Genomic DNA, 21,318 nt, shown 5'->3' with positions numbered 1-21,318 from the left:
ACCACAGGATCCCCGCTTCCCAGGCGACGAACCTCAGGGTCACGCCCCAGATTGCCCACCAATATCACCTTGTTCACGCTGCCCGCCATCGGAGCCACTCCTCATTCACCTGAGGCTGTTCTGGGGCCGGAGGGGCCAGGGGGCAAGCCGGGCATGAGGTTCTGCACAGGCCTGTCCCCAGTTAACGGCTGCTGCGCTCCGTTTAGGAAAACGGACCACTGGGTGTCGTGAACACTTTCGGGGGCTGCAAGCAACGGTTGATTGCAACGCGATAACGTGCGGTATTTTTCCTACTGCACGGGAGCAAGAAATGACAACTTACCGCATCACCACGAAGAGGAAGGCCCTTAAAGGGACCACGACAGACGACTTCTTCTTCGGCTCGAAGTTCAAGGATATTTTCGACGGCCGAGCGGGCGACGATTATATCTTTGGAGCCGACGGCATAGACAACCTGACCGGAGGCGCTGGTGACGACACCGTCTTTGGTGGCTTTGGATCGGACAAGGCACTCGGCGGCCTCGGCAGAGACCTTCTCCGTGGTGGCCTCGGCAACGACAAGCTTTATGGCGGCGAAGGCACAGACTCGCTTACTGGTGACGAAGGCAACGATAGCCTTTATGGCGACGCCGGCAGAGACAACCTCTTTGGGGCAGAGGGGAATGACAAGCTCAATGGCGGCGACGATGACGACCAACTGACTGGAGGCGAGGGAAACGACCGTCTCGACGGCGGCAAGGGGGGATGACGACCTATACGGCCAAGCCGGCAACGATAATTTGTCCGGCGGAGCCGGTGATGACTTCATCGACGGCACCGACCCCACCCCCAACACGGATCCCGCTAATCCGGTTGCCCCGAGCAAGGACAGGCTGCTGGGCGGCGACGGCAATGATAGGGTCGTTGTTGATGGCGGTGATAATGCCCTTGGTGGCAAAGGCGTGGACACGCCTGAAGGATTGAATAGTCAGTGTCAGGGTCATGGATCACCGGGGTGGAACTGGCACCATAACGCATCGTTATATGGACCCGCGAAGCTCGAAGCTAGAGAAAAGGACATCCTTCGGGACAAGAACGGCCAAGCTCTCCAGTCTCCGACTATCTTTCGGCGCCAAACTTCTCTGTCTCCCCTCTACCCCATTGCCCTCCGTACCCTCTTTGTTCTAGGATCCTGCTCCTGGAATCATCCGCCGCATTGCGCCGGCGGCTGGGGCATCACATATGCGGGAACCGGCCTGGCGAGGCCGGTCTTCCTCAAAAGGCTAGCGGGCAATGGCTAAACTCGACGACCTGTTCAACCGCGCCAAGGCGGGCGATCCGAATGCGCGCGTGATCTCCGTGCGCGGGGCGCGGGAGCACAACCTCAAGAACGTCGACCTCATGGTCCCGCGGGACCAGCTCGTGGTGTTCACGGGGCTGTCCGGCTCCGGCAAGTCGTCGCTGGCCTTCGATACCATCTACGCCGAGGGGCAGCGCCGCTATGTGGAGTCGCTGTCGGCCTATGCCCGCCAGTTCCTGGAGATGATGCAGAAGCCGGACGTGGACCAGATCGATGGCCTGTCCCCCGCCATCTCCATCGAGCAGAAGACCACGTCGAAGAACCCGCGCTCGACGGTGGGCACCGTCACCGAGATCTACGACTACATGCGCCTGCTCTGGGCGCGCGTCGGCATTCCCTATTCGCCCGCCACCGGCCTGCCCATCGAGAGCCAGACCGTGTCCCAGATGGTCGACCGGGTGCTGGAGCTGCCGGAGAAGACGCGGCTGTTCCTGCTGGCCCCCGTGGTGCGCGGCCGCAAGGGCGAGTACCGCAGGGAGATCGCCGAATTCCAGAAGAAGGGTTTTCAGCGCCTGAAGATCGACGGCGAGTACTACGCCATCGACGAGGCCCCTGCTCTGGACAAGAAGTTCAAGCACGACATCGACGTGGTGGTGGACCGCATCGTGGTGCGGGCCGATATCGCAGCCCGCCTGGCGGATTCCTTCGAGACCGCGCTCGAGCTCACCGATGGCATCGCGGTCATCGAATACGCCGACGAGAAGGACGAGAAGGGACAGGCGAAGCGCATCGTCTTCTCGTCGAAGTTCGCCTGCCCTGTCTCCGGCTTCACAATCCCTGAGATCGAGCCGCGCCTGTTCTCGTTCAACAACCCGTTCGGCGCCTGCCCCACCTGCGGCGGCATCGGCCACGAAATGCGCATCGACGAGGCCCTCGTAGTGGATGAGACGCTGTCCCTCAAGCGCGGCGCCATCATGCCCTGGGCGAAGTCCACCTCGCCTTATTACGGCCAGACGCTGGAAGCGATCACCAAGCACTTCAAGGCGTCCATGACGAAGCCCTGGGAGGAGCTGCCCGAGAAGGTGCGCGAGGTCATCCTCTACGGCTCGGATGGCGAGAACATCCGCATGGCCTATGACGACGGCATGCGCGCCTACGAGGTGAAGAAGCCTTTCGAGGGCGTGATCCCCAATCTCGAGCGCCGCTACAAGGAAACCGAGAGCGACTGGGCGCGGGAAGAAATCGGCCGCTTCATGAGCGAGACGCCGTGCGAGGCCTGCGGCGGCAAGCGCCTGAAGCCGGAAGCCCTGGCGGTAAAGATCGCCGGCTCCGACATCGGCGATGCCACGGCGCTGTCCGTGAAGGACGCGCAGGTGTGGTTCAGCGACCTGTCGAAGAAGCTCACGAAGAAGCAGAACGAGATCGCCGGCCGCATTCTCAAGGAGATCCGCGAGCGCCTCACCTTCCTGGTGGATGTGGGCCTGGAATACCTGACGCTCGCCCGCGCCTCCGGCACGCTGTCGGGCGGCGAGAGCCAGCGCATCCGTCTCGCGTCGCAAATCGGCTCCGGCCTCACGGGCGTTCTCTACGTGCTCGACGAGCCGTCCATCGGCCTGCACCAGCGCGACAACGAGCGCCTGCTCGGCACGCTGAAGCGCCTGCGCGATCTCGGCAATACCGTGATCGTGGTGGAGCACGACGAGGACGCGATCCTCCAGGCCGATTACGTGTTCGACATCGGCCCCGGCGCGGGCATCCATGGCGGCCAGATCGTCGCCGAAGGCACGCCCGACGAGGTGATGAACAACCCGAAGTCGCTCACAGGCAAGTATCTCACGGGCGAGCTGGCCGTGAAGGTGCCGGGCAAGCGCCGCAAGCGCGATCCCAAGCGCATGCTGAAGGTGGTGGGCGCCAAGGGCAACAACCTGAAGAACGTGACGGCGGAGATCCCGCTCGGCACCTTCACCTGCATCACCGGCGTGTCCGGCGGCGGCAAGTCCACGCTTGTGATCGACACGCTCTACAAGGCCGTGGCGCGCAAGCTCAACAACGCGCTGGAGCACCCGGCACCGCACGAGCGCATCGACGGGCTGGAGCATCTCGACAAGGTCATCGACATCGACCAGTCGCCCATCGGCCGCACACCGCGCTCGAACCCGGCGACATATGTCGGTGCCTTCACACCGATCCGCGAGTGGTTCGCGGGGCTGCCCGAGGCGAAGGCGCGCGGCTATCAGGCCGGACGCTTCTCCTTCAACGTGAAGGGCGGCCGCTGCGAGGCCTGCTCGGGCGACGGCGTGATCAAGATCGAGATGCACTTCCTGCCCGACGTCTACGTCACCTGCGACGTGTGCAAGGGCAAGCGCTACGACCGTGAGACCCTGGAGGTGAAGTACCGCGAGAAGTCCATCGCCGATGTGCTCGACATGACGGTGGAAGAAGCCCGCGAGCTGTTCAAGGCCGTGCCGTCGATCCGCGAGAAGATGCAGACGCTCGCCCGCGTTGGCCTCGACTACGTGCATGTGGGCCAGCAGGCGACCACGCTGTCGGGCGGCGAGGCGCAGCGCGTGAAGCTCTCCAAGGAACTGTCCAAGCGCGCCACCGGCCGCACCCTCTACATCCTCGACGAGCCTACCACCGGCCTGCACTTCCACGATGTCGCGAAACTTTTGGAAGTGCTCCACGAGTTGGTCGACCAGGGCAACAGCGTGGTGGTGATCGAGCACAACCTCGAGGTCATCAAAACCGCCGACTGGGTGATCGACATGGGCCCCGAAGGAGGCAACGGCGGCGGCCGCATCGTCGCTCAGGGCACCCCCGAGGACATTGCCGAGTCCAAGGAAAGCCACACCGGCCGCTTCCTCAAGGAAGTGCTGGAGCGCAGGCCGTTGAAGAAGGAGGCTGCTCCGAAGGAAGCCGCCAAGAAGGCACCGGCCAAGAAGGACAAGAAGGTGACGCGGCAGGCGGCGGAGTGAAAGCTGATCGCCTGACGCTCGCTTATCTTACGATTGCCGCAGGGCTCGCGTCCGCAGTAAGCCAGCCCATCTCTGCTCTTCATTAATCATCCGCCCGCGCATCAAACAGGTGCGGGAACTGCCGCGGCTGCGAGCGCAGGTACTGGTTGGGCGCCTTCACGGCGGCGCCGAAATGGGCGGCGGCGTGCCAGGGCCAGCGGGGATCGTAGATGATGGCCCGGGCGATGGCGACGAGATCGGCATCGCCGGTGCTGAGAATGGCCTCCGCCTGCACGAAATCGGTGATGAGACCGACGGCGATCACCGGCATGGACGTAGCCTGCTTGACCGCGCGGGCGAGCGGCACCTGATAGTTGGGACCGACCGCGATCCGCTGCGCCGGCGTCAGCCCGCCGCTTGAGACGTGCATGGCGCTGCACCCGCGCGCTTCCAGTACCCTGGCAAATTCCACCGTCTCCTCGATCGTCCAGCCACCCTCGGCCCAGTCCGTGCCCGACACGCGCACGGTTACGGGGCGATCGGCGGAAAAGGCGGCGCGGACCGCATCGAAGACCTCGAGCGGAAAGCGCATACGGTTCTCGAGCGAGCCGCCATATTCGTCCTCGCGCCGGTTGGACAGGGGCGAGAGGAACTGGTGCAGCAGGTAGCCGTGCGCCGCATGGACCTGCACCGCATGGAGGCCGAGCCGCGCTGCGCGCCTGGCCGCATCGGCGAAGGCCTCCCGCACCCGTGCAAGCCCATCTCTGTCCAGCGCCGTCGGAGGAACCTCGCCGTCGGAATGAGGAACGGCCGAGGGCGCCTCCGTCTGCCAGCCATGGGGATGATCCGGCGGGATCTGCGCACCGCCCTTCCAGGGCACCTCGGTGGAGGCCTTGCGCCCGGCATGGGCAAGCTGAATGGCAATCGGAATGTGCGACCAGCGGCGGATCCCGTCCAGCACGCGCCGCATGGCGGCTTCGCATTCATCCGAATAGAGGCCGACATCCGCATAGGTGATCCGTCCATCCGACGTGACACCCGTTGCCTCGATGGTCAGGAGCCCGGCGCCGGAAAGCGCGAGCTGGCCCAGATGGATCATGTGCCAGTCGGTCATGCAGCCATCCTCGGCCGAGTACTGGCACATGGGCGCGATCACGATGCGGTTGGCGAGCGTGAAGTCTCCGATCTGGAACGGCGTGAAGAGTTTTGCCTGCGTCATCGATTGTCTCCCGGATCGGGGCGCTGCTGACCTGTGCGAGCCGCCCTCCCTCAAACGCACGACAGGTCCAAAAGGTCGGCGCCGATAGGGCATGCCTGAGCAATGAGAGAAGTCAAAGCGGGATCAAGCGAACCTTCTCCCCCGGGCGACGCATTATAACGGTGAAACGCTTGAGAAAGGCGCACCCATGGCCAGTGAAGATGTCACCTACCCTCCCCTCGACGTGCTCAAGCCCGTTGCCGAGAACCTCTGGATCGTCGACAGCGGGCCGCAGGAGGCGATGGGATTGAGCCTGCCGGTGCGGATGACGGTGATCCGGTTCGGCAATGGCGATGTGTGGCTCCATTCGCCCACGCGCTACAACCCGGAGCTGCGGCGCGAGATCGAGACGCTCGGGCCGATCCGCCATCTCGTCGCGCCCAACATCGCGCACTGGACGCATCTCAAGGGTTGGCAGGGCGGCTGCCCGGCGGCCAAGACCTCCGCCGCTCCCAACCTTCGGCAGCGGCCGCAGGTGCGCCAAGCCGGCATCCGGTTCGACCGCGACCTGACGGATTCGCCGCCGGAGGACTGGGGTGGGGAGATCGAGCAGGCCGTCATCTCGGGCGGCGCGGGCTTTCGCGAGGTCGCGTTCCTGCACCGGCCCACGCGAACCCTCATCCTGACGGATCTGATCCAGAACCTGGAGCCGGAGAAGCTCCCGCTGGGAACGCGCCTCTTCGCCAGGCTCACCGGTGTCGACGCGCCCAACGGCAAGGCCCCGGCCTATCTGCGCTTCGTCGTTCGCCTTCGCCGCAAGGAAGCCCAGGAGGCGGTCTCGCGGCTCGTCGCGTGGAACCCGGAGCGGGTCATCTTCAGCCACGGCCGCTGGTTCGACCGCGACGGAGCGGCAAGCCTGGAACGGGCCTTCGCCTGGCTGCTGGAATAGCGCTCTGCCTCTTCTGCGCCATTGCCCCTCTGCATCCAAGGGACGATCATTCCGGCTCGACAGGGGAGGAGGCGATGAGCGCCACCGATGCAGCCTTCAAGGGCTCCATTCCGACGGTCTACGAACAATATCTCGGCCCGCTGCTTTTCGAAACCTTCGCCGAGGACTTGGCGGGACGCCTGACTGACATCGCCGAGGGTCGCGTTCTGGAGACGGCGGCAGGAACGGGCATCGTGACCCGTGCCATGGCGAAGGTCCTGCCGCCGCAGGTCGAGATCGCAGCGACCGATCTCAACCAGGCGATGCTCGATCTGGCGCAAGCCAAGCTGCAGGCGCCGAATGTCGGATGGCAGCAGGCCGACGCCCAGTCACTCCCCTTCGAGACGGGCACCTTCGACGCGGTCGTGTGCCAGTTCGGCGTCATGTTCTTCCCCGACAATCTGGCCGCCTACCGCGAGGCCCTGCGGGTGCTGAAACCCGGCGGACGCTTCGTGTTCAATGTCTGGAACTCGCTCGACCTCAATCCAGTCAGCCGCATCGTGTCCGACACCGTCGCGAAGGCTTTCCCCGATGACCCGCCCCGGTTCATCGAGCGGGTGCCCTTCGGCTATTTCGATCCCGACCGGGTGCGCGGCGAGGTCCAGCAGGCGGGGTTCGAGACTGTCGACATCGACCTGGCGGAGAAGGCCAGCCGAGCCGCCTCCCCGCGGGAGCCGGCCATCGGCCTGTGCCAGGGCACGCCCCTGCGGGCCGAGATCGAGGCCCGCGCCCCCGAGCGGCTTGAGGAGATCACGGCCAGGGCTTCCGAGGCGCTCTCCGGTCAGTTCGGCGCATCGCCCTTTGAGAATCGCATGAGCGCCCTGGTCGTGACGGCCTGGCGATAGACGGGCGGCGGCCTGCCGTCGCGACCAACCCCGGTCGGATGCCCTTGACACTCCCCTGCAAGGCTATATCTGGCCCGTCAGGCTTCCCGTGCAGCGGCAGGGAAGCGCCAGACCTGATTACCCGAGCCAGACGGACGCTCAAGTTCGAGAGACTCTTGCAAGCCATGCCAGGAAGGTCTTCGTTTGTGGGTCGCGTAACACCGAAGAGCCGCACCGTCCTCTGGCCCTTGCAACTGCTGCTGGTCGCGATCCTGCTCGGCCCTGCCCTGTTCTTCGCCTATACGGCCTGGGACGATTACCGCCGCATCCGCGAACATGCAGAAGAGCGGATTGAGCGTGCTCTGGACGTGGTTCAGGAGCACAGCCTCAAGGCGCTCCAGACCATCGAGCGCACGATGGCCGAGACGAACGAGGTGCTGCGCGGCCTCACGCCTGAGCAGATCCTGGCCGAGGAGGCCCGCCTCCAGAGCCGCCTGCGGCGCACCCAGGACGCTCTCCCGCAGATCGAGGCCATATGGGTGTTCGACAAGGCCGGACGGCCGCTCGTGTCGAGCACCATCCTGCCGGTGCCGCGCGATCTCGACAACTCGGACCGGGACTACTTCAAGATGCAGGCCGAACAGGATGCGGGCACCTTCATCGGCGAGACGATCACCTCCAAGGTTGGCAACATCCGGTTTTTTGTGGTGAGCCAGCGCCGCCCGACGCAGGATGGGAGCTTCGACGGGATCGTGGCAGTTTCCGTGCGGCCCGAGCATTTCCGCGAGTTCTACGGCCGGATTGCCAGGGGCATCGCCGATTCCTTCGGCCTGATCCGCGCCGACGGCGAATTCCTGGCGCGCTACCCGTCCCGCGGCACCGAGCCGATGCGCCTCAACCCTCAGAGCGGCTTCATCAGAAGCATCCAGCAGAACCAGCAGGTCGGACGCTTCATAGCCACCTCCCAGATCGACGGGATCGAACGTTGGATTGGCTATCGCAAGGTCCCCGGCTACCCGGTCTACGTGCAGGTTGGTGTCGAGACGGCTGCCGTATGGTGGGAGCTCTGGTCGCAGATGCGGTGGCTCCTGGCCTTCGGCCTTCCTGCGACCTTAGGCCTGTTCGCCATCAGCCTCCTGGCCCTTCAGCGCACCCGCAGCTTTCATGCCGAGATCGAGCGGCGCGAGGTAGCCGAGGCGGCTCTCAAGCAGGCGCAGAGACTGGAGGCCGTGGGCCATCTCACCGGAGGCGTCGCCCATGACTTCAACAACCTGCTGATGGTGGTCAAAGGCAATGTGGACCGGCTGCGGCGCTATCCCATGGAGGAGCGGCAGAAGCGATCCCTCGATGCCATCGATACGGCAGCCGGACGCGGGGCAAGTCTCGTGCGTCAGCTCCTGTCCTTCTCCCGCCAGCAGACGCATGAGCCCGAAATCGTCGATGTGTCGCGCTACCTGCTCGACCTGCATGACATGCTCCGCTCGTCCCTGCGCGGCGACATTGCCATCGACATGCGGCTGCCGCCCGGATTGTGGAACACGAAGGTCGATCTCAACGAGCTCGAACTCGCCATCCTCAACATCGCCGTCAATGCCCGCGATGCCATGCCCGATGGCGGTCGGCTGCTGATCGAAGCTTGGAACCTGAACTTGCGCGATCCGGATGTTATCGGCCTTCGGGGAGACTTCGTGGCGCTCAGCATCACGGATTCCGGCAGCGGCATCCCCGAGGAGGTTCTGCCCCACGTCTTCGAGCCGTTCTACACGACCAAGGCCGTCGGCAAGGGAACAGGCCTCGGTTTGAGTCAGGTCTATGGCTTCGCCAGGCAGTCGGGCGGCGCGGCAACCGCGCTGTCCGAAGCCGGGCGCGGCACCACGATCACGCTCTACCTGCCGCGGACCATCGAGGCTGCTGCCGGTGGCAGCGCACCGGCCGGGGAACCTCCGGTCCGAAGCGCTCATGGCCATGTTCTCCTGGTGGAGGACAACCTGGACATCGCTGAGGTCACCCGCGCCAGCCTCGAGGAGATCGGATTTCAGGTCACGCACGCGGCCGATGCTCAGACGGCGCTTACAATCCTCCGGTCCGGCACGCGGATTGACCTCGTGTTCAGCGATATCGTGATGCCGGGCGACCTCAATGGAGTCGATCTGGCCCGCATCGTCCGCAGCGAGCAGCCGTCCCTGCCGGTCCTGCTCGCCACCGGCTACAGCAATGTCGCTCAAGCAGCCATGGACGACGGGTTCACCATTCTTCGCAAACCGTACAACTTGGCGGAGCTGAGCGCCTGCATCGACCGACTTCTTGGATTCGTTCCGCTCAAAGTGAGTGCATAGGGAGGGTTACGGAATTCAAGAGACCGGCGGAGGTCAACGCACCGTTTCGACGAGTTGCAGGGAGTGGAGAAGGGTCCCGACAGGGCAGACGATTTCCAGCCGCCATCCCGACCAATCATCGGCCTCGGTGCCGATCTCTGCTCTCAGCTCTTCGATGGCGATGAGAGCCTGCGTCTTGGCGCTCTCGAGATCCTGGACCTCGATGCCCGCATTGTCGACAATCTCGTCATGATTGCTCACAAGGTGGAAGAAGCAACGCATGTCAGACCATCCACCCGCTTGGTAAGGATGCAAACTGCTAGCCGGTTTTGCCGGCGAAGTGAAGAGACCTTGCGGCTCCTTTCCCTAATCTCCTTTCGCCGCAGTCTCTCCTCCGACGGGCTGGAGGCTATCCAGCGATACCCACCCAATGTCCGGTCGGGGCACAGGCACCAGGTAGGCGCGGTCGGCCTCAATGCGCTCGACCCGGCAGGTCACAGCCCTCTGGTCGCCAGGGGGACGGTAAACCACGGTGGCTCCCACTTCGATCCTGTCGGGCTGGTTTGAAGAAGCCGCTGCTTGGGGTAGCGGCGCCTCCGCCGGATCATGTCCAGCCCTGACCCGGTCAAGGGCTGCAATCGCCAGCTTGGCCCGGTCCCGATACCGTTCGCTGACCGGCCTCAGGAGCGCCCCGCGTGTCCGTCCAGGATACCAGGAGACCCCGCCTGCTTTGGCCAGTTCCTCCGCAACGGCTTCAATTTCCTCGTCTGTCACACGTTCCCCCGCGATGGTTAGCCCAACACACCGTCTCATAGTGTAATCGAAGAGATCCTAACGCAAAGTCATAAACAAGCTCTATTTTCCCATCTAAGGTTTTCTTCAATCACATCTTCTCTCTTGAAGAAACGCCGCCTCCGATTACCTCGGCAGCATACTGGCCTTCGGCCAGATCGACGCCACCATATTTCGGAAGAAAGGAGCCGTGGGCGGCAGGATCAATCTGCACATTTTGCCTGCCAATCGGCAGCGTCAGGCGATCTGTGAGGACGCGGCAAAGAGCACGCAGGAGTTCCAGTACAATTCAGGCAGACCGATCCGGACAATACTATTGCAGGCAAGTTTCTGTCCTGGTTCATGCACCTGATGATTACCCCTAAATTTATCCCCTGATCTAAAATAGCCTCTCCCAACACTCGCAAACACATTTAAGCATGCGGGCTCCTTTTCCTGATGAAGGATGTTCAGCATGGCTCCGGTCATCAACGCCTCAAGTTTCGGTGCCATCGCCAACGACAGCATCGATGATAGCTGAAGCGCTTGGGTTTGGTGGTCCAGGGCCAGGGTTAGCTTCCGTCGGCCACTGAACCCTTCGCTACCGGCGAAGGGCCTATCCGCAAAGCATATTCCTGCGGCGTGCTGTTTCCAAGAGCCATGTGAGGACGGCTCTCATTGTACTCCTTCCGCCAAGCTTCGATCAGCCGCTTGGCCTCCGCGATGGTCTCGAACCAGTGCAGGTTCAGACACTCGTCGCGTAAGCTGCCGTTGAACGTCTCGATATGCGCGTTGTCGGTCGGCTTGCCGGGTCGGGAGAAGTTGATCCGGGTGCCATGATGATACGCCCACAAATCGACCAGATGACCGGTGAACTCGGCACCATTATCCGCAAACAGGTACTGCGGTGCTCCGCGCTGGCGCACCAGACGGTTGAGCACCTCCACCACGTGCTCGCCTCGCAACCGCTGCCCGACCTCGATCGCCAGCCCCTCACGGGTGAACACGTCCATCACCGTCAGGGCCCGGAACGTCTGGCCGGTGCTGAGGGCATCATGGACGAAGTCGAGGCTCCAGGCCTGGTTGGGCCGCTCGGGCTGGCATCGCCCCTCCCGTTGCACCACCATCTTGCGGCGCCGCGGCTGCTTGCTGCGCAAAGCCAATCCTTCCTCGCGGTAGAGCCGGTAGACGACATTGCGACCGACGGTCCAGCCTTCACGCTTGAGCAGGATGTGCACCCGCCGATAGCCATAGCGCACCCGCGTGCGCACGATCTCGTGCGTGCGCTGGCGCAGCTCGTGGCACTGATCCCTCGTCAGCGGCTTGCGCTGGGTGGAGCGATGCTGGCCTGTGACCGAACAGGCCCGCCGCTCACTGTAGCCATGAGACGCTTGCACGTAGCGCACCACCTGCTTCAGGAGCGCGGGCCGGGAAACTTTTTTGACAGCACATCCTGCAGCACGGCTTTGTCTAGGCTGAGTTCGGCCACCAGCCGCTTGAGGCGGGCATTCTCCTCGATCACCTGCTTGAGCTCGCGCACCTGATCCGACTCAAGACCGGCGTACTGCTTCTTCCAGCGATAAAACGTCTGCTCCGAGATGCCGACCTGCCGGATCAAGTCCGCCACCGGCAGTCCCAGTTCCGCCTGCTTCAGGACCGCCACGATCTGCTCAACCGAGAAGCGCTTCTTCCTCATGACAAACCTCCTTCACCGAAAAAGGAAATCTGCCGAGAAAACTAACATAAGAGCTGGACCACTTCCCCTGTGTCACCTCAACTTCGGTCCAGAAGTGGATCGGCACAGCCGGATCCAACGTGTTCCGCGGCACCGGCTTCGATGAAGACCTGGCCGGACGATCCGGCAACGACACCATCAGAGGCATGGGCGGCAACGATTACGTCTTTGGCGATGGAGGTCACGATCGGCTCTATGGCGACAACGGCCAGGATTGGCTGTTCGGCGGCAACGGCAACGACCGTCTCTATGGCGGGCGCGGGAACGACACCTTGTTTGGCGACCTCGGACGCGACATCTTCGTCTTCAATACGCGGCTCGGAACCTCCGTCACGGATCGAAAGGTCAATTTCGACTTCGTCGCCCACTACCGGGCTAAAGACGATTCAGTCTGGCTCGACAATGCGATCTTCCGGAAGCTCGGCCCCGGCAGCGCCGGCAATCCGCGCAAGCTGGACGCCGACTTCTTCAATGCAGGCAACAGGCCAAAAGACTCGGACGATTACATCAACTACAACAGGAAAACCGGCATCCTGTCGTACGACTCCGACGGCTCCGGATCCCGCAAGCCTGTGGAATTCGCCCAGTTCAAGAAGGGGCTCGCTCTGAGCCACAACGAGTTCTTCGTGGTCTAAGGCCAGGCGAACGGGCTTATCTAGACCACGACGACTATGTTCCGGCCGCTCTCCTTGGCGCGGTAGAGCGCGCGATCCGCACGCCGGAGCAGATCCTCGGCCATGGTTCGGGACACCGTCGCGCAGCCGATGCTGACGGTCACCTCCCCGCTCGTCGCGAGGGCCGCCTTTCCGGCCTCAGCAAAGGCGTGGCGGATTTTCTCGGCGATGCCCGCAGCGTCCTTCGCCCCGATGGGAAGGATCGCGGCGAATTCCTCACCACCCAGCCTGCCGAAGGTCCCCTTCGGCAGGTTATCCGTGAGCGTGCGGGCGAAGACTCTGAGGATGTGATCGCCGGCGGAGTGGCCGTGGCAGTCGTTAATGGCCTTGAAGTTGTCGAGATCGAACAGCAGGCAGCCCGCCGGCCTGTCGTGTAGCCGGTCGAGCAGCCTGGCGGCCGCCTGCAGAAAGGCGCGGCGGTTGGGAATGCCGGTCAGGTCGTCGACGAGAGCTGCCTGCTTGTATTCGAACTTCAGGCGCTCCTTCGCCATGGACAGGAACATGAAGGCAAGCGTCGGACCGATCACCACCAGGAACAGGGCCATCTCCGGCGACCAGCGCCGGCCGAAGCTGTCGATCCAGGGTACAGAGGTCAGCGAGATGCCGAGCAGCCCGCGCAGGAGGTTGAAGACGGCAAGGCCCAACAGGAGCACTACCGCCACGCGCTGAGAGGCAAGCGCCTGCACGGCGTGGCGCCACAGCTCCCAGGCCGACAATGCCGCGTAGCCTCCCGTCAGGAGGGAGGCCAGGATGAGCCTGTACCCCTGAGAATCGTAGATGAAAGAGAAGGCTGCCACCCAGATGGCAACCCCAGCTCCACCCGGAAGGATGATGCCGGGGCGGTCGTTGAAGATGCGGCAGCCGACGTAAAGGGCCCCGTAGGACAGTATCCCGGCAGCGTTCGCCAGCAGAAGAACCATATAGCTTGGGGGAGCCTTCCCAAGGTTGGCCGCTCCGATCCCGATCCCGATCAGCCAGAAGGCGCTTCCCCACCACGCCATTGCCTTGAGCCGGCGGTTCAAGGTCCACGAGAATATCAGCAGCGTACCGAGCACGGCCGCCAGCAGAACGAACGCGACGGTGAGGGTGGCAGGATCAAGAACCATCGGAAGTGTCGTCATCCGTCCGATCAGACCGCCGCAGGGATGACCTCCGCAGGCCATTCCCCTGCGGAATGCGGAGACGCTATCTCCCATCGCCACCTGGATGTCCAGCGCCATCTCGTGCGGCGGATCGGCATGAGATCGGAACGAAGGCTTGGCCGGAGCATTTTTCCTCAAGCCAAGCATGAGGAGCAGTGTCATGGGTCGGTATCATCGTCATGGGGTGCAGAGCACGGTGGCCATTGCCGGACATCCGCTTCACCACATGCTCATCGTCTTCCCGGTCGCCTTCCTGATCGGAGCCCTGGGAACCGACATCGTCTTCCTGGCAAGTCAGGATCCCTTCTGGGCTCAGGCGTCGTACTGGCTTCTGATCGCCGGCATCGTCACTGCGCTCGTGGCTGCGGTTCCCGGCATGATCGACTTCGTCACCATCGACCGGGTTCGCAATGTGTGGGTCTCATGGGCTCACATGGTGGCCAATCTGGTCGTCGTCGCTCTTGCCCTGATCAACGTGGGCGTGCGCCTGGACGATCCGGCCGCAGGCGTCCAGGGCTGGGGCGTGTGGCTGTCCGGCACCCAGACCGCCCTGCTGCTGTTCAGCGGCTGGCTCGGTGGTGAACTGGCCTACCGGTATGGCATTGGCGCCATTCAGGACTACAGCCCCAAAGCCGAGCAGTTCCATGTAGAGGTCGACCGTCCGGACGTGGCGGAGCAGTACGGCCGCAGGAGCGGATCGGGCGGGCTCTGAAGGCCCTGCATTCTTGCCTTGCCTCTTGAAGCGGAGCCGATAAGCTCCGCTTCATTATGAGGTGCTTCTCGATAGCTCTTGCTCTGATCGGCCTGGCCATGGCTGGCCAGGCACAGGCCGCTTCGCGCTGCCCTCCTGGCTTTGCCATGCTCCAAGCTTCGGATACCTGCGTGCGGATCAGCGGCACTGTCCGGGCCGATGCCGTTGCCGCTTCGGGGCGGCAGGCCGGGTCCGGCTCGTATCGGATGGAGCCAGGGGCGCGCGTGCAGATCGATGTGAGAAAGCAGACCGAATACGGCCCCTTGCGGGCTGTTATCGCCGTTGGGAATCTACGGCGCTGAACATGAAAAGGGCGCCCGGAGGCGCCCTCTCGCCAGCTGATCAGTAGTCGTAGCTGTCGTAGTATTCTTCACGATAGTAGGTGCGCCTCGGAGCTTCATAAGTTCTGTAGGCAGGCCGCTCATAGGTGCGGTAGGCCGGGCGGGCCGTTGCAGCAAGTGCGCCGCCGAGAATGGCGCCTGTCACGCCGGCGGCAATGGCAGCGTTGTTGTTGCGGCGCTGCACGACATAGCGCTGAGCTTTATGGTTCTTCTGGTGCCCGTAGGCATGGCCCTTGCCCTTTCCGGGTCGGGCCTCGGCGGCACCGGCGAAGGAGGTTGCAGCCAAAAGGGCTGCGCTGATGACAACGAGAGTTTTCTTCATAGATCTACTCCAGGACACTTTGGTATATAAAATTTTCCTGGGAGAACGGTTCCAAAAATCAGGATCGCCAACAAACCTGATAGCAAGACTCGGTTCCCTATTCATGTGACTCTTATCTTCCTAATCTCCCCATCTACTCTAAGGTTATTCTTTCGAACCCGCCAGCAAGGCTCACGAATGAGCACACATATCTCATTCGATGCTAAGAAAAGCGAAAGAGGGCCAGAAACCTGACCCTCTCTCTCCAGTCTTGACGACCAGCTTATTCGCTGGTGCTCGTGCTGCTCCCCGACGAGGAACCGCCCTGCTGCGGACGGATGGTCGTGGAGGAGTTGCTCGAACCGGACGTATTGCTACCGGTATTGCTGTTCACGTCAGTGCGGCTGCGGGTCGAGACGGTGCCGGTCGTCTCCGGAGCGCTCGAACGTGTCCGGCTGGTGGAGACATTCACGTCATTGGAACGACGCTGCTCCACGGACACGCCAACGCTCGGTGAGGTATCCTGCGTCCGGCGGATCGTCGTGCGGCGGTTGACGGAGACGCTCGGCTCGTTGACCTCCTCGTAGCGGCGCACCGTCCGGCGACGGACCTCCACCGGCTCATCGACGACCTGGTAGCGGCGCTTCTTCACCGCGACCTTCTTGGTCTTTGCCTTCTTCACCGCAACCTTCTTGGTGGGCTTCTTCTTGACCACCGTGCGGCGCACTTCCGTATCCGGCTCCTCGATGGAGGTCACGGTGCGGCGGCGGGTGACGGATACGCTCGGCTCCTCAACTTCGCGCACCGTGCGGGAGCGAACGGCTACACCGGACCGCTCACGGGTCTCGATGCCGACGCCAACACGGGTGGTGCCCTCTTCGCGGGTGCGGACATTGGTCTGCGTGCCCGAGGATTCGCTGCGGGTCGCGCCGGTGGTCTCGGTGCGGCTGCTGGTGCCGGACTGGTTGCGCAGCAGATTGTTCGAATCTGACGACTGCGACTGGGAGGTCGTGCTGGTGTTCGTGTTGGTCTGGGTCGATGTCTGGGCATAGGCCGCGCTGCTCAACAAGAGAAGGGCGGCTCCGAGTGCGATTTTCTTCACGGAACCATCTCCATTACTGTAAAGGTGCGAGATGAACGCAGACCTTTGGAGACTGTTCCAACGATCTCCAAGCAACTTCGGACATTCGTTAAGTCATGCAGCAATATGAACATTTGTTCAAAATGCTACAGAGGCGCATCTATGCTTATCGAAGCACCGGATCGTGCCTCTAAAATTTACTTCACTCTGTCCAACGCAGGGGGGCCTTTCTCCGGCCTTAACCTTGGCCGGCACACAGAAGAGTTGTTGATCGGGCTTGCTGCCTGCGGATCGTGACAACACGTCGTTCCGGAGGGGAGGCATGCCAAATGAGCACTCCCGTTAACGCGGCATTAGCCCGTTATGCTACTAAAGCATAACTGCCCTACATTATTACCACTCCTCTTCGGCACCGCACACACTTATATCCGCACTGCACACGCAAGAACAAAGGTCACCGACCACAGGGGTCGGCCACTGATGAGGAGTTTCCCATGTTCGTGTCTTACGTTCTCTCTAAAGTTCGCGCCTATATGCGTTATCGCGAAACCGTCCGTGAGCTTTCCCTGCTCTCCGACCGCGAACTCGACGATCTTGGCATCTCCCGCTTCCAGATCGAGAACATCGCTCGCGAGCACGCTGTCGCGTAAATATCTGCTGCACTGCAGCATAAGGCCCTCGCCCGCCCCTTTAGGCGGGCGTTTGCTTGTCTGGAGGTCGTCAGCGGCCGCCCGAAACTGGGATATTGGCGCCCGTGATGTAGGAAGCTGCCTCCGACATCAGGAACAGCACCGCTTCAGCGACCTCTCCCGGCTCCCCGATACGGCCCAGCGGAATGTGCGGCCTCAGCCGCTCCAGGCGTCCGGCGTCCTGGGTGCTTCGTTCATGGATCTCCGTCTTGGTCATGCCGGGCGACACCGCATTGACCCGGATGCCCTCAGGCGCCAGCTCCTTGGCCATCCCGATCGTCAGGGAGTCGATGGCGCCTTTCGAGGCCGCGTACCAGACATATTCGTTGGGGCTGCCGAGAGATGCCGCCACCGACGAGATGTGGACGATGGTCCGGGCGCCGTCGCCGGGGCTCTGCGGCAGCCGGCGTGAAGCCTCGCGCGCCACCCAAAGGGCACCCAGGACATTGATGTCGATGCAGGCCCGGATCGTCTCGGCGGAGGTCTGCGCCAGCTTGCCGGATTTGCCGGTGATCCCTGCATTGTTGACCACATGTGAGATCGGCCCCAGGGCTGCCTCGGCCTCGTCGAACAGGCGGACCACGTCGGCCTCGACGGCTACGTCGCCCCGGCAGGCCACTGCTCTCGCTCCGGCAGAGCGGCAGGCGGCAAGAACCTGCTCGGCGGCCTCATGCTCCGAGCGATAGGTAATGGCGACATCGTAGCCGCGCCCGGCTGCGAGCTGCGCCACCGCAGCCCCTATGCCGCGGCTTCCGCCGGTAATGAGCACCACACGACGAGCAGGCATACCCAAGACCCCTTACGTTCAAGGCAGTGTGAGGCGGACAGGATGCATGATTGACACCCCGCCTTGGTGACATTTCGCACAGACAGAACAGCTTGACCATGCCTGCCCCTGTTCTTTCGAGATGATCCTCCTTGACCAACCATTGTGCAACTTTATTTCGCCGGCGCTTTCGCGACCGATACTATGTTGCAGAAATTGAGAACCTAAATCTTCAAGGAGAGGACCATGTCCTACAAGAAATTCAGCACCAAAGGGTACAAGCCGTTCGGGATCGAACTCGATGGCGAAGGCTTCTACTTCAAAGCCGATTCTGCCGATGACCGGATCACCGGCACCAAGAACGATGATAATCTCTCCGGCGGCGGCGGGAACGACATCCTGAACGGCGGGGCCGGCATGGATATCCTTAGCGGAGGAGCTGGCGATGACGCCCTCAAGGGCGGCGCCGGCGTCGATACCTTCGTGTTCAGCCGGGATCTCAACGATGCAGGAGTGGATCGCATCACCGACTTCAACAGCAAGGCCGGCGAGAAGATCATGCTCAACGCCTATGTCTTTGAGGCTCTCGATGTCGGTTCGAAGCTCCCCGTGGATCCAGGCGCCAGGGACCGGGGGTCCCTTGACGCGTCGAACTTCTGCATCGGCCAGAGCGCCAAGGATGCCGACGACCGCCTCGTCTACGACAAGGCGAAAGGCGCCCTGTACTACGATGCCGACGGCAACGGCGTCGGTGAAGCGATCCAGTTCGCGCAGTTCAAGGCCGGCACGGCTCTGTCGGCCGACTGCTTCGTTCTCTTCTAAGAAGGACAGTCCCATCCTCGCTCAAGAGGAACGAAGGGAGGGCATGGCCGCAGAGCGGCTGTGCCCTCTCGTGGCATTCGGCCTCACGAGACCGGCTTTCTCGGTTTGAGTTTATGGTTGATTGCCCAACCGGCGCTCGCTACTTCAAGCCCATGAGCAAGCTTGAACCCATTCATGTCGTCGGCGGCGGCCTCGCCGGTTCGGAAGCCGCCTGGCAGATCGCCCAGGCGGGTGTGCCCGTCGTGCTGCACGAGATGCGCCCCGTCCGCGGCACCGATGCGCACAAGACCGACGGCCTAGCCGAACTCGTCTGCTCCAACTCCTTCCGCTCGGACGACCCTAAGACCAATGCGGTCGGCCTGCTGCATCAGGAGATGCGCTCGCTCGGCTCGCTGATCATGGCCAAGGGCGACGCCAACCAGGTGCCCGCCGGTGGCGCGCTGGCCGTCGACCGCGACGGCTTCTCCGCCGCCGTGACGGCGGCGCTCGAGGCTCATCCCCTTGTCACCATCGAGCGCGGCGAGATCACCGGCCTGCCGCCGGAGGATTGGTCCTCGGTCATCGTCGCCACCGGCCCCCTCACCTCTCCGGCTCTGGCGCAGGCAATCCTCGATCTCACGGGCGAGACGTCACTGGCCTTCTTCGACGCCATCGCGCCCATCGTCTATCGCGAGTCCATCAACATGGACATCGCCTGGTTCCAGTCGCGCTACGACAAGGTGGGGCCGGGCGGCACGGGCAAGGACTACATCAACTGCCCCATGACCAGGGAGCAGTACGAGGCCTTCATCGACGCGCTGATCGCCGGCGACAAGACCGAGTTCAAGGAATGGGAGGCCAACACCCCCTATTTCGACGGCTGCCTGCCCATCGAGGTGATGGCCGAGCGCGGCCGCGAAACCCTGCGCCATGGCCCCATGAAGCCGGTCGGCCTGACCGATCCGCGCAATCCCGACAGGAAGCCCTACGCCATCGTGCAGCTGCGCCAAGACAATGCGCTCGGCACCCTGTTCAACATGGTGGGCTTCCAGACCAAGCTGAAATACGGCGCCCAGAGCGCGATCCTGCGCATGATCCCGGGCCTGGAGAACGCAGAGTTCGCGCGCCTCGGCGGCATTCACCGCAACACCTATCTCAACTCGCCCAAGCTCCTCGACCCGACGCTGCGCCTGAGGGCGATGCCGCGCCTGCGCTTTGCCGGCCAGATCACCGGATGCGAGGGCTATGTGGAGAGCGCGGCGGTGGGCCTGATGACCGGCCGCTTCGCCGCTGCCGAGCGGCTGGGCCGTCCGGTCCAGCCCCTGCCCCACACCACGGCGCTGGGTGCCCTCATCAACCACATCACGGGCGGACATATTGAGACCATCGACGAGGGGCCGCGCTCCTTCCAGCCCATGAATGTCAATTTCGGCCTCTTCCCGCCGCTGGATTTCACGCCGAAATCTGAGGACGGCAAGCGCCTGCGCGGGCCGGCCAAGGCAGTTGCCCGGAAGAAGGCGCTGACGGATCGGGCACGGGCGGATCTGGCGGCGTGGATGTCGGGCGGTGCGCTGCCTCAGGCTGCGGAGTAAGCACTTTCCGTTATCCCGGACGGCGGAGCCGATACGGGATCTGCTTTCAGAGCGTGCTCCAGAACCTCAGCACTGTCATCCCCGCGAAGGCGGGGATCCATAACCACAACGCTTCAGGAGATGCGGGCCGCGACGTGCATCATCCTGCATCGTTAGCGGTTATAGGTTCCGGGCTCCGCTGTGCGGCCCCGGAATCACGGTGCTTTACTAGTCTTACAATCCCGGATCTGCGCTTTGCTTAGTCCAAGATGACCTTAGAGGGCACACGTGTCCTAAAACGGCCCACGCCAGAGCGCCCAGATGCGCCGCCATTGCGGTATGTCCACCACGGTTTGAAACGGGTCGTAGTCCGGACGCTCCATGGCCCTGAGGTAGGGCTCCACCAGGGCGATCGACTGGAAGGCAGGCTTGGCGGCATTCGGGATCGTGGTGCGCAGCGCATGCGCCTGTTCGAGATGCCGACGGGCGACGGCGCGCAGATCGGCGAGTGCGCCTTTCAGCCCGGGCCCGCCGCGACCGGTGACGATGTCCTCGCGCACCACGCCCTGTTTGTTGAGAATATCCGCCGGCACATAGACCTGCCCCTGCCGCGCATGGATCGGGAAGGCCCTAAGCAGGCCCGCGATGGCATAGGCGACGCCGGCATGTCCTGCTGCATCCGCGGTGCCCGGATTTGAGCCCTCGGAGAGGATGAGGCTGGAAAGCTGGATCAGGCTCGACGACGTCTCGCCGCAATAGCCCTCCAGGTCGTTGAGGCTCGGCATCGGATCCTCGTAAAGATCGAAGATCCTGGCATCGATCAGGTCGACCAGCGACTGGCGCGGCAGGCGGAACTGAACGATCGTGTCGTCGAGCGCCGCGGCCACCGGATTGGCGCGCACATCGCCCCGTGCCTCGCCCTGCAGGGCATCGCGCCACCATTGCAGGCGGATCTCGCCGACGAGCGCCTCGCGCACCCCCTCGCGCACGCGGGCGATCTCGAAGTTGAAAGCGTAGAGCGCGTAGAGATGCGGGCGCTTATCGGCAGGCGCGAAGAGGCCTGCCCAGTAGCGGTCCGGATCGGCTTCGCGCACGAGCGCCTCGCAATGAGCAAAGTTGGAAATCGCTTCCGACATC

The 21,318-nt window shown here is 63.2% G+C and carries 22 protein-coding genes; 12 read left to right on the top strand and 10 right to left on the bottom strand.

What is annotated here, in order from left to right; all coding sequences use genetic code 11:
* Positions 1-89: single-stranded DNA-binding protein (locus JQC81_RS19630; protein ID WP_203273471.1), on the bottom strand; the 89-nt coding region annotated here is incomplete at its 3' end.
* Between the two features lie 221 nt (positions 90-310).
* Between JQC81_RS19630 and JQC81_RS19625 the strand changes: the two genes are divergently transcribed.
* From JQC81_RS19625 to uvrA, 3 genes are read left to right on the top strand one after another with little or no spacing between them, the layout of a single operon-like run.
* Positions 311-748 (top strand): calcium-binding protein, encoded by a 438-nt coding sequence (locus tag JQC81_RS19625; RefSeq protein WP_203273466.1) that lies wholly within the window; start codon positions 311-313, stop codon positions 746-748.
* Positions 702-1,280 (top strand): hypothetical protein, encoded by a 579-nt coding sequence (locus JQC81_RS34405; RefSeq protein WP_203273470.1) that lies wholly within the window; start codon positions 702-704, stop codon positions 1,278-1,280. The genes JQC81_RS19625 and JQC81_RS34405 overlap by 47 nt, the downstream gene beginning before the upstream one ends.
* Positions 1,273-4,254, top strand: coding sequence for an excinuclease ABC subunit UvrA (gene uvrA, locus JQC81_RS19615; RefSeq protein ID WP_203273465.1), 2,982 nt, complete (start codon positions 1,273-1,275; stop codon positions 4,252-4,254). The genes JQC81_RS34405 and uvrA overlap by 8 nt, the downstream gene beginning before the upstream one ends.
* A gap of 82 nt (positions 4,255-4,336) precedes the next feature.
* Here uvrA and JQC81_RS19610 read toward each other — a convergent pair whose 3' ends face one another.
* Entirely contained in the window at positions 4,337-5,452 is a 1,116-nt protein-coding gene (locus tag JQC81_RS19610; RefSeq protein ID WP_203273464.1) for an NADH:flavin oxidoreductase/NADH oxidase, read from the bottom strand.
* A 187-nt stretch (positions 5,453-5,639) separates the two neighbouring features.
* On the opposite strand from JQC81_RS19610, the gene JQC81_RS19605 reads away from it, so the two are divergent.
* The 3 genes from JQC81_RS19605 to JQC81_RS34150 all read left to right on the top strand — a co-directional run bounded on the left by JQC81_RS19605 (position 5,640) and on the right by JQC81_RS34150 (position 9,579).
* The gene (locus tag JQC81_RS19605; RefSeq protein WP_203273463.1) at positions 5,640-6,380 is read left to right on the top strand and encodes a DUF4336 domain-containing protein; all 741 of its coding nucleotides are present in this window, start codon (positions 5,640-5,642) and stop codon (positions 6,378-6,380) included.
* Between the two features lie 74 nt (positions 6,381-6,454).
* The gene (locus tag JQC81_RS19600; RefSeq protein ID WP_203273462.1) at positions 6,455-7,264 is read left to right on the top strand and encodes a class I SAM-dependent methyltransferase; all 810 of its coding nucleotides are present in this window, start codon (positions 6,455-6,457) and stop codon (positions 7,262-7,264) included.
* Between the two features lie 185 nt (positions 7,265-7,449).
* On the top strand, positions 7,450-9,579 hold the full coding sequence (locus JQC81_RS34150) for a hybrid sensor histidine kinase/response regulator family protein (protein ID WP_203273461.1): 2,130 nt from the start codon (positions 7,450-7,452) through the stop codon (positions 9,577-9,579).
* 33 nt (positions 9,580-9,612) lie between these two features.
* On the opposite strand, the gene JQC81_RS19590 is transcribed toward JQC81_RS34150, so the two are convergent.
* The 3 genes from JQC81_RS19590 to JQC81_RS19580 form a co-directional block, all read right to left on the bottom strand.
* Positions 9,613-9,840, bottom strand: coding sequence for a DUF6894 family protein (locus JQC81_RS19590; RefSeq protein ID WP_203273460.1), 228 nt, complete (start codon positions 9,838-9,840; stop codon positions 9,613-9,615).
* 84 nt (positions 9,841-9,924) lie between these two features.
* Complete coding sequence (locus JQC81_RS19585) at positions 9,925-10,332, bottom strand: hypothetical protein (protein WP_312887560.1); 408 nt, start codon at positions 10,330-10,332, stop codon at positions 9,925-9,927.
* 569 nt (positions 10,333-10,901) lie between these two features.
* Positions 10,902-12,025, bottom strand: a protein-coding gene (locus JQC81_RS19580; protein ID WP_376772424.1) for an IS3 family transposase whose coding sequence is annotated in 2 segments (ribosomal slippage) — positions 10,902-11,773 and positions 11,773-12,025 — 1,125 coding nt in all. Because the reading frame shifts where the segments join, the coding sequence is not laid out codon by codon here.
* A gap of 119 nt (positions 12,026-12,144) precedes the next feature.
* Here JQC81_RS19580 and JQC81_RS33930 point away from each other — a divergent pair.
* Positions 12,145-12,699: a calcium-binding protein gene (locus JQC81_RS33930; protein WP_312887559.1), complete on the top strand. Its 555-nt coding sequence runs from the start codon at positions 12,145-12,147 to the stop codon at positions 12,697-12,699.
* A 20-nt stretch (positions 12,700-12,719) separates the two neighbouring features.
* Here JQC81_RS33930 and JQC81_RS19570 read toward each other — a convergent pair whose 3' ends face one another.
* Positions 12,720-14,042 (bottom strand): GGDEF domain-containing protein, encoded by a 1,323-nt coding sequence (locus JQC81_RS19570; RefSeq protein WP_203273457.1) that lies wholly within the window; start codon positions 14,040-14,042, stop codon positions 12,720-12,722.
* On the opposite strand from JQC81_RS19570, the gene JQC81_RS19565 reads away from it, so the two are divergent.
* Both JQC81_RS19565 and JQC81_RS19560 read left to right on the top strand, forming a co-directional pair.
* Positions 14,041-14,592: a DUF2231 domain-containing protein gene (locus tag JQC81_RS19565; protein WP_203273456.1), complete on the top strand. Its 552-nt coding sequence runs from the start codon at positions 14,041-14,043 to the stop codon at positions 14,590-14,592. The genes JQC81_RS19570 and JQC81_RS19565 overlap by 2 nt on opposite strands.
* A gap of 146 nt (positions 14,593-14,738) precedes the next feature.
* Positions 14,739-14,933: a porin gene (locus JQC81_RS19560; protein ID WP_203273455.1), complete on the top strand. Its 195-nt coding sequence runs from the start codon at positions 14,739-14,741 to the stop codon at positions 14,931-14,933.
* Between the two features lie 40 nt (positions 14,934-14,973).
* Here JQC81_RS19560 and JQC81_RS19555 read toward each other — a convergent pair whose 3' ends face one another.
* Both JQC81_RS19555 and JQC81_RS19550 read right to left on the bottom strand, forming a co-directional pair.
* Entirely contained in the window at positions 14,974-15,294 is a 321-nt protein-coding gene (locus JQC81_RS19555) for a hypothetical protein (RefSeq protein WP_203273454.1), read from the bottom strand.
* 262 nt (positions 15,295-15,556) lie between these two features.
* The gene (locus JQC81_RS19550; protein ID WP_203273453.1) at positions 15,557-16,375 is read right to left on the bottom strand and encodes a hypothetical protein; all 819 of its coding nucleotides are present in this window, start codon (positions 16,373-16,375) and stop codon (positions 15,557-15,559) included.
* A gap of 473 nt (positions 16,376-16,848) precedes the next feature.
* On the opposite strand from JQC81_RS19550, the gene JQC81_RS19545 reads away from it, so the two are divergent.
* Positions 16,849-17,004 carry a DUF1127 domain-containing protein gene (locus JQC81_RS19545; protein WP_203273452.1) on the top strand — a complete coding sequence of 52 codons (156 nt, stop codon included), beginning with the start codon at positions 16,849-16,851 and terminating at the stop codon, positions 17,002-17,004.
* 70 nt (positions 17,005-17,074) lie between these two features.
* On the opposite strand, the gene JQC81_RS19540 is transcribed toward JQC81_RS19545, so the two are convergent.
* Positions 17,075-17,830, bottom strand: coding sequence for a glucose 1-dehydrogenase (locus JQC81_RS19540; protein ID WP_203273451.1), 756 nt, complete (start codon positions 17,828-17,830; stop codon positions 17,075-17,077).
* Between the two features lie 225 nt (positions 17,831-18,055).
* On the opposite strand from JQC81_RS19540, the gene JQC81_RS33925 reads away from it, so the two are divergent.
* Together JQC81_RS33925 and trmFO are read left to right on the top strand one after the other, a co-directional pair.
* Positions 18,056-18,631 carry a calcium-binding protein gene (locus tag JQC81_RS33925; protein ID WP_203273450.1) on the top strand — a complete coding sequence of 192 codons (576 nt, stop codon included), beginning with the start codon at positions 18,056-18,058 and terminating at the stop codon, positions 18,629-18,631.
* Between the two features lie 152 nt (positions 18,632-18,783).
* The gene (gene trmFO / locus JQC81_RS19530; protein ID WP_203273449.1) at positions 18,784-20,202 is read left to right on the top strand and encodes a methylenetetrahydrofolate--tRNA-(uracil(54)-C(5))-methyltransferase (FADH(2)-oxidizing) TrmFO; all 1,419 of its coding nucleotides are present in this window, start codon (positions 18,784-18,786) and stop codon (positions 20,200-20,202) included.
* Between the two features lie 272 nt (positions 20,203-20,474).
* Here trmFO and JQC81_RS19525 read toward each other — a convergent pair whose 3' ends face one another.
* Complete coding sequence (locus JQC81_RS19525) at positions 20,475-21,317, bottom strand: phytoene/squalene synthase family protein (RefSeq protein ID WP_203273448.1); 843 nt, start codon at positions 21,315-21,317, stop codon at positions 20,475-20,477.
* Between the last annotated feature and the right edge of the window lies 1 nt (position 21,318).

This window comes from Microvirga arabica (genome assembly GCF_016811235.1).
GTDB lineage: Bacteria > Pseudomonadota > Alphaproteobacteria > Rhizobiales > Beijerinckiaceae > Microvirga > Microvirga arabica.
The sequence above is the reverse complement of the archived record's forward strand: the minus strand, read 5'-3'. Positions and strand labels throughout refer to the sequence as shown.

Bases quoted from the DNA above. Each gene is read 5' to 3' on its own strand.
- JQC81_RS19625 (WP_203273466.1), top strand. From the start codon at position 311: ATGACAACTTACCGCATCACCACGAAGAGGAAGGCCCTTAAAGGGACC.
- uvrA (WP_203273465.1), top strand. From the start codon at position 1,273: ATGGCTAAACTCGACGACCTGTTCAACCGCGCCAAGGCGGGCGATCCG.
- JQC81_RS19610 (WP_203273464.1), bottom strand. From the start codon at position 5,452: ATGACGCAGGCAAAACTCTTCACGCCGTTCCAGATCGGAGACTTCACG.
- JQC81_RS19605 (WP_203273463.1), top strand. From the start codon at position 5,640: ATGGCCAGTGAAGATGTCACCTACCCTCCCCTCGACGTGCTCAAGCCC.
- JQC81_RS19600 (WP_203273462.1), top strand. From the start codon at position 6,455: ATGAGCGCCACCGATGCAGCCTTCAAGGGCTCCATTCCGACGGTCTAC.
- JQC81_RS19590 (WP_203273460.1), bottom strand. From the start codon at position 9,840: ATGCGTTGCTTCTTCCACCTTGTGAGCAATCATGACGAGATTGTCGAC.
- JQC81_RS19565 (WP_203273456.1), top strand. From the start codon at position 14,041: ATGGGTCGGTATCATCGTCATGGGGTGCAGAGCACGGTGGCCATTGCC.
- JQC81_RS19570 (WP_203273457.1), bottom strand. From the start codon at position 14,042: ATGACACTGCTCCTCATGCTTGGCTTGAGGAAAAATGCTCCGGCCAAG.
- JQC81_RS19560 (WP_203273455.1), top strand. From the start codon at position 14,739: ATGCTCCAAGCTTCGGATACCTGCGTGCGGATCAGCGGCACTGTCCGG.
- JQC81_RS19555 (WP_203273454.1), bottom strand. From the start codon at position 15,294: ATGAAGAAAACTCTCGTTGTCATCAGCGCAGCCCTTTTGGCTGCAACC.
- JQC81_RS19545 (WP_203273452.1), top strand. From the start codon at position 16,849: ATGTTCGTGTCTTACGTTCTCTCTAAAGTTCGCGCCTATATGCGTTAT.
- JQC81_RS19540 (WP_203273451.1), bottom strand. From the start codon at position 17,830: ATGCCTGCTCGTCGTGTGGTGCTCATTACCGGCGGAAGCCGCGGCATA.
- JQC81_RS33925 (WP_203273450.1), top strand. From the start codon at position 18,056: ATGTCCTACAAGAAATTCAGCACCAAAGGGTACAAGCCGTTCGGGATC.
- trmFO (WP_203273449.1), top strand. From the start codon at position 18,784: ATGAGCAAGCTTGAACCCATTCATGTCGTCGGCGGCGGCCTCGCCGGT.
- JQC81_RS19525 (WP_203273448.1), bottom strand. From the start codon at position 21,317: ATGTCGGAAGCGATTTCCAACTTTGCTCATTGCGAGGCGCTCGTGCGC.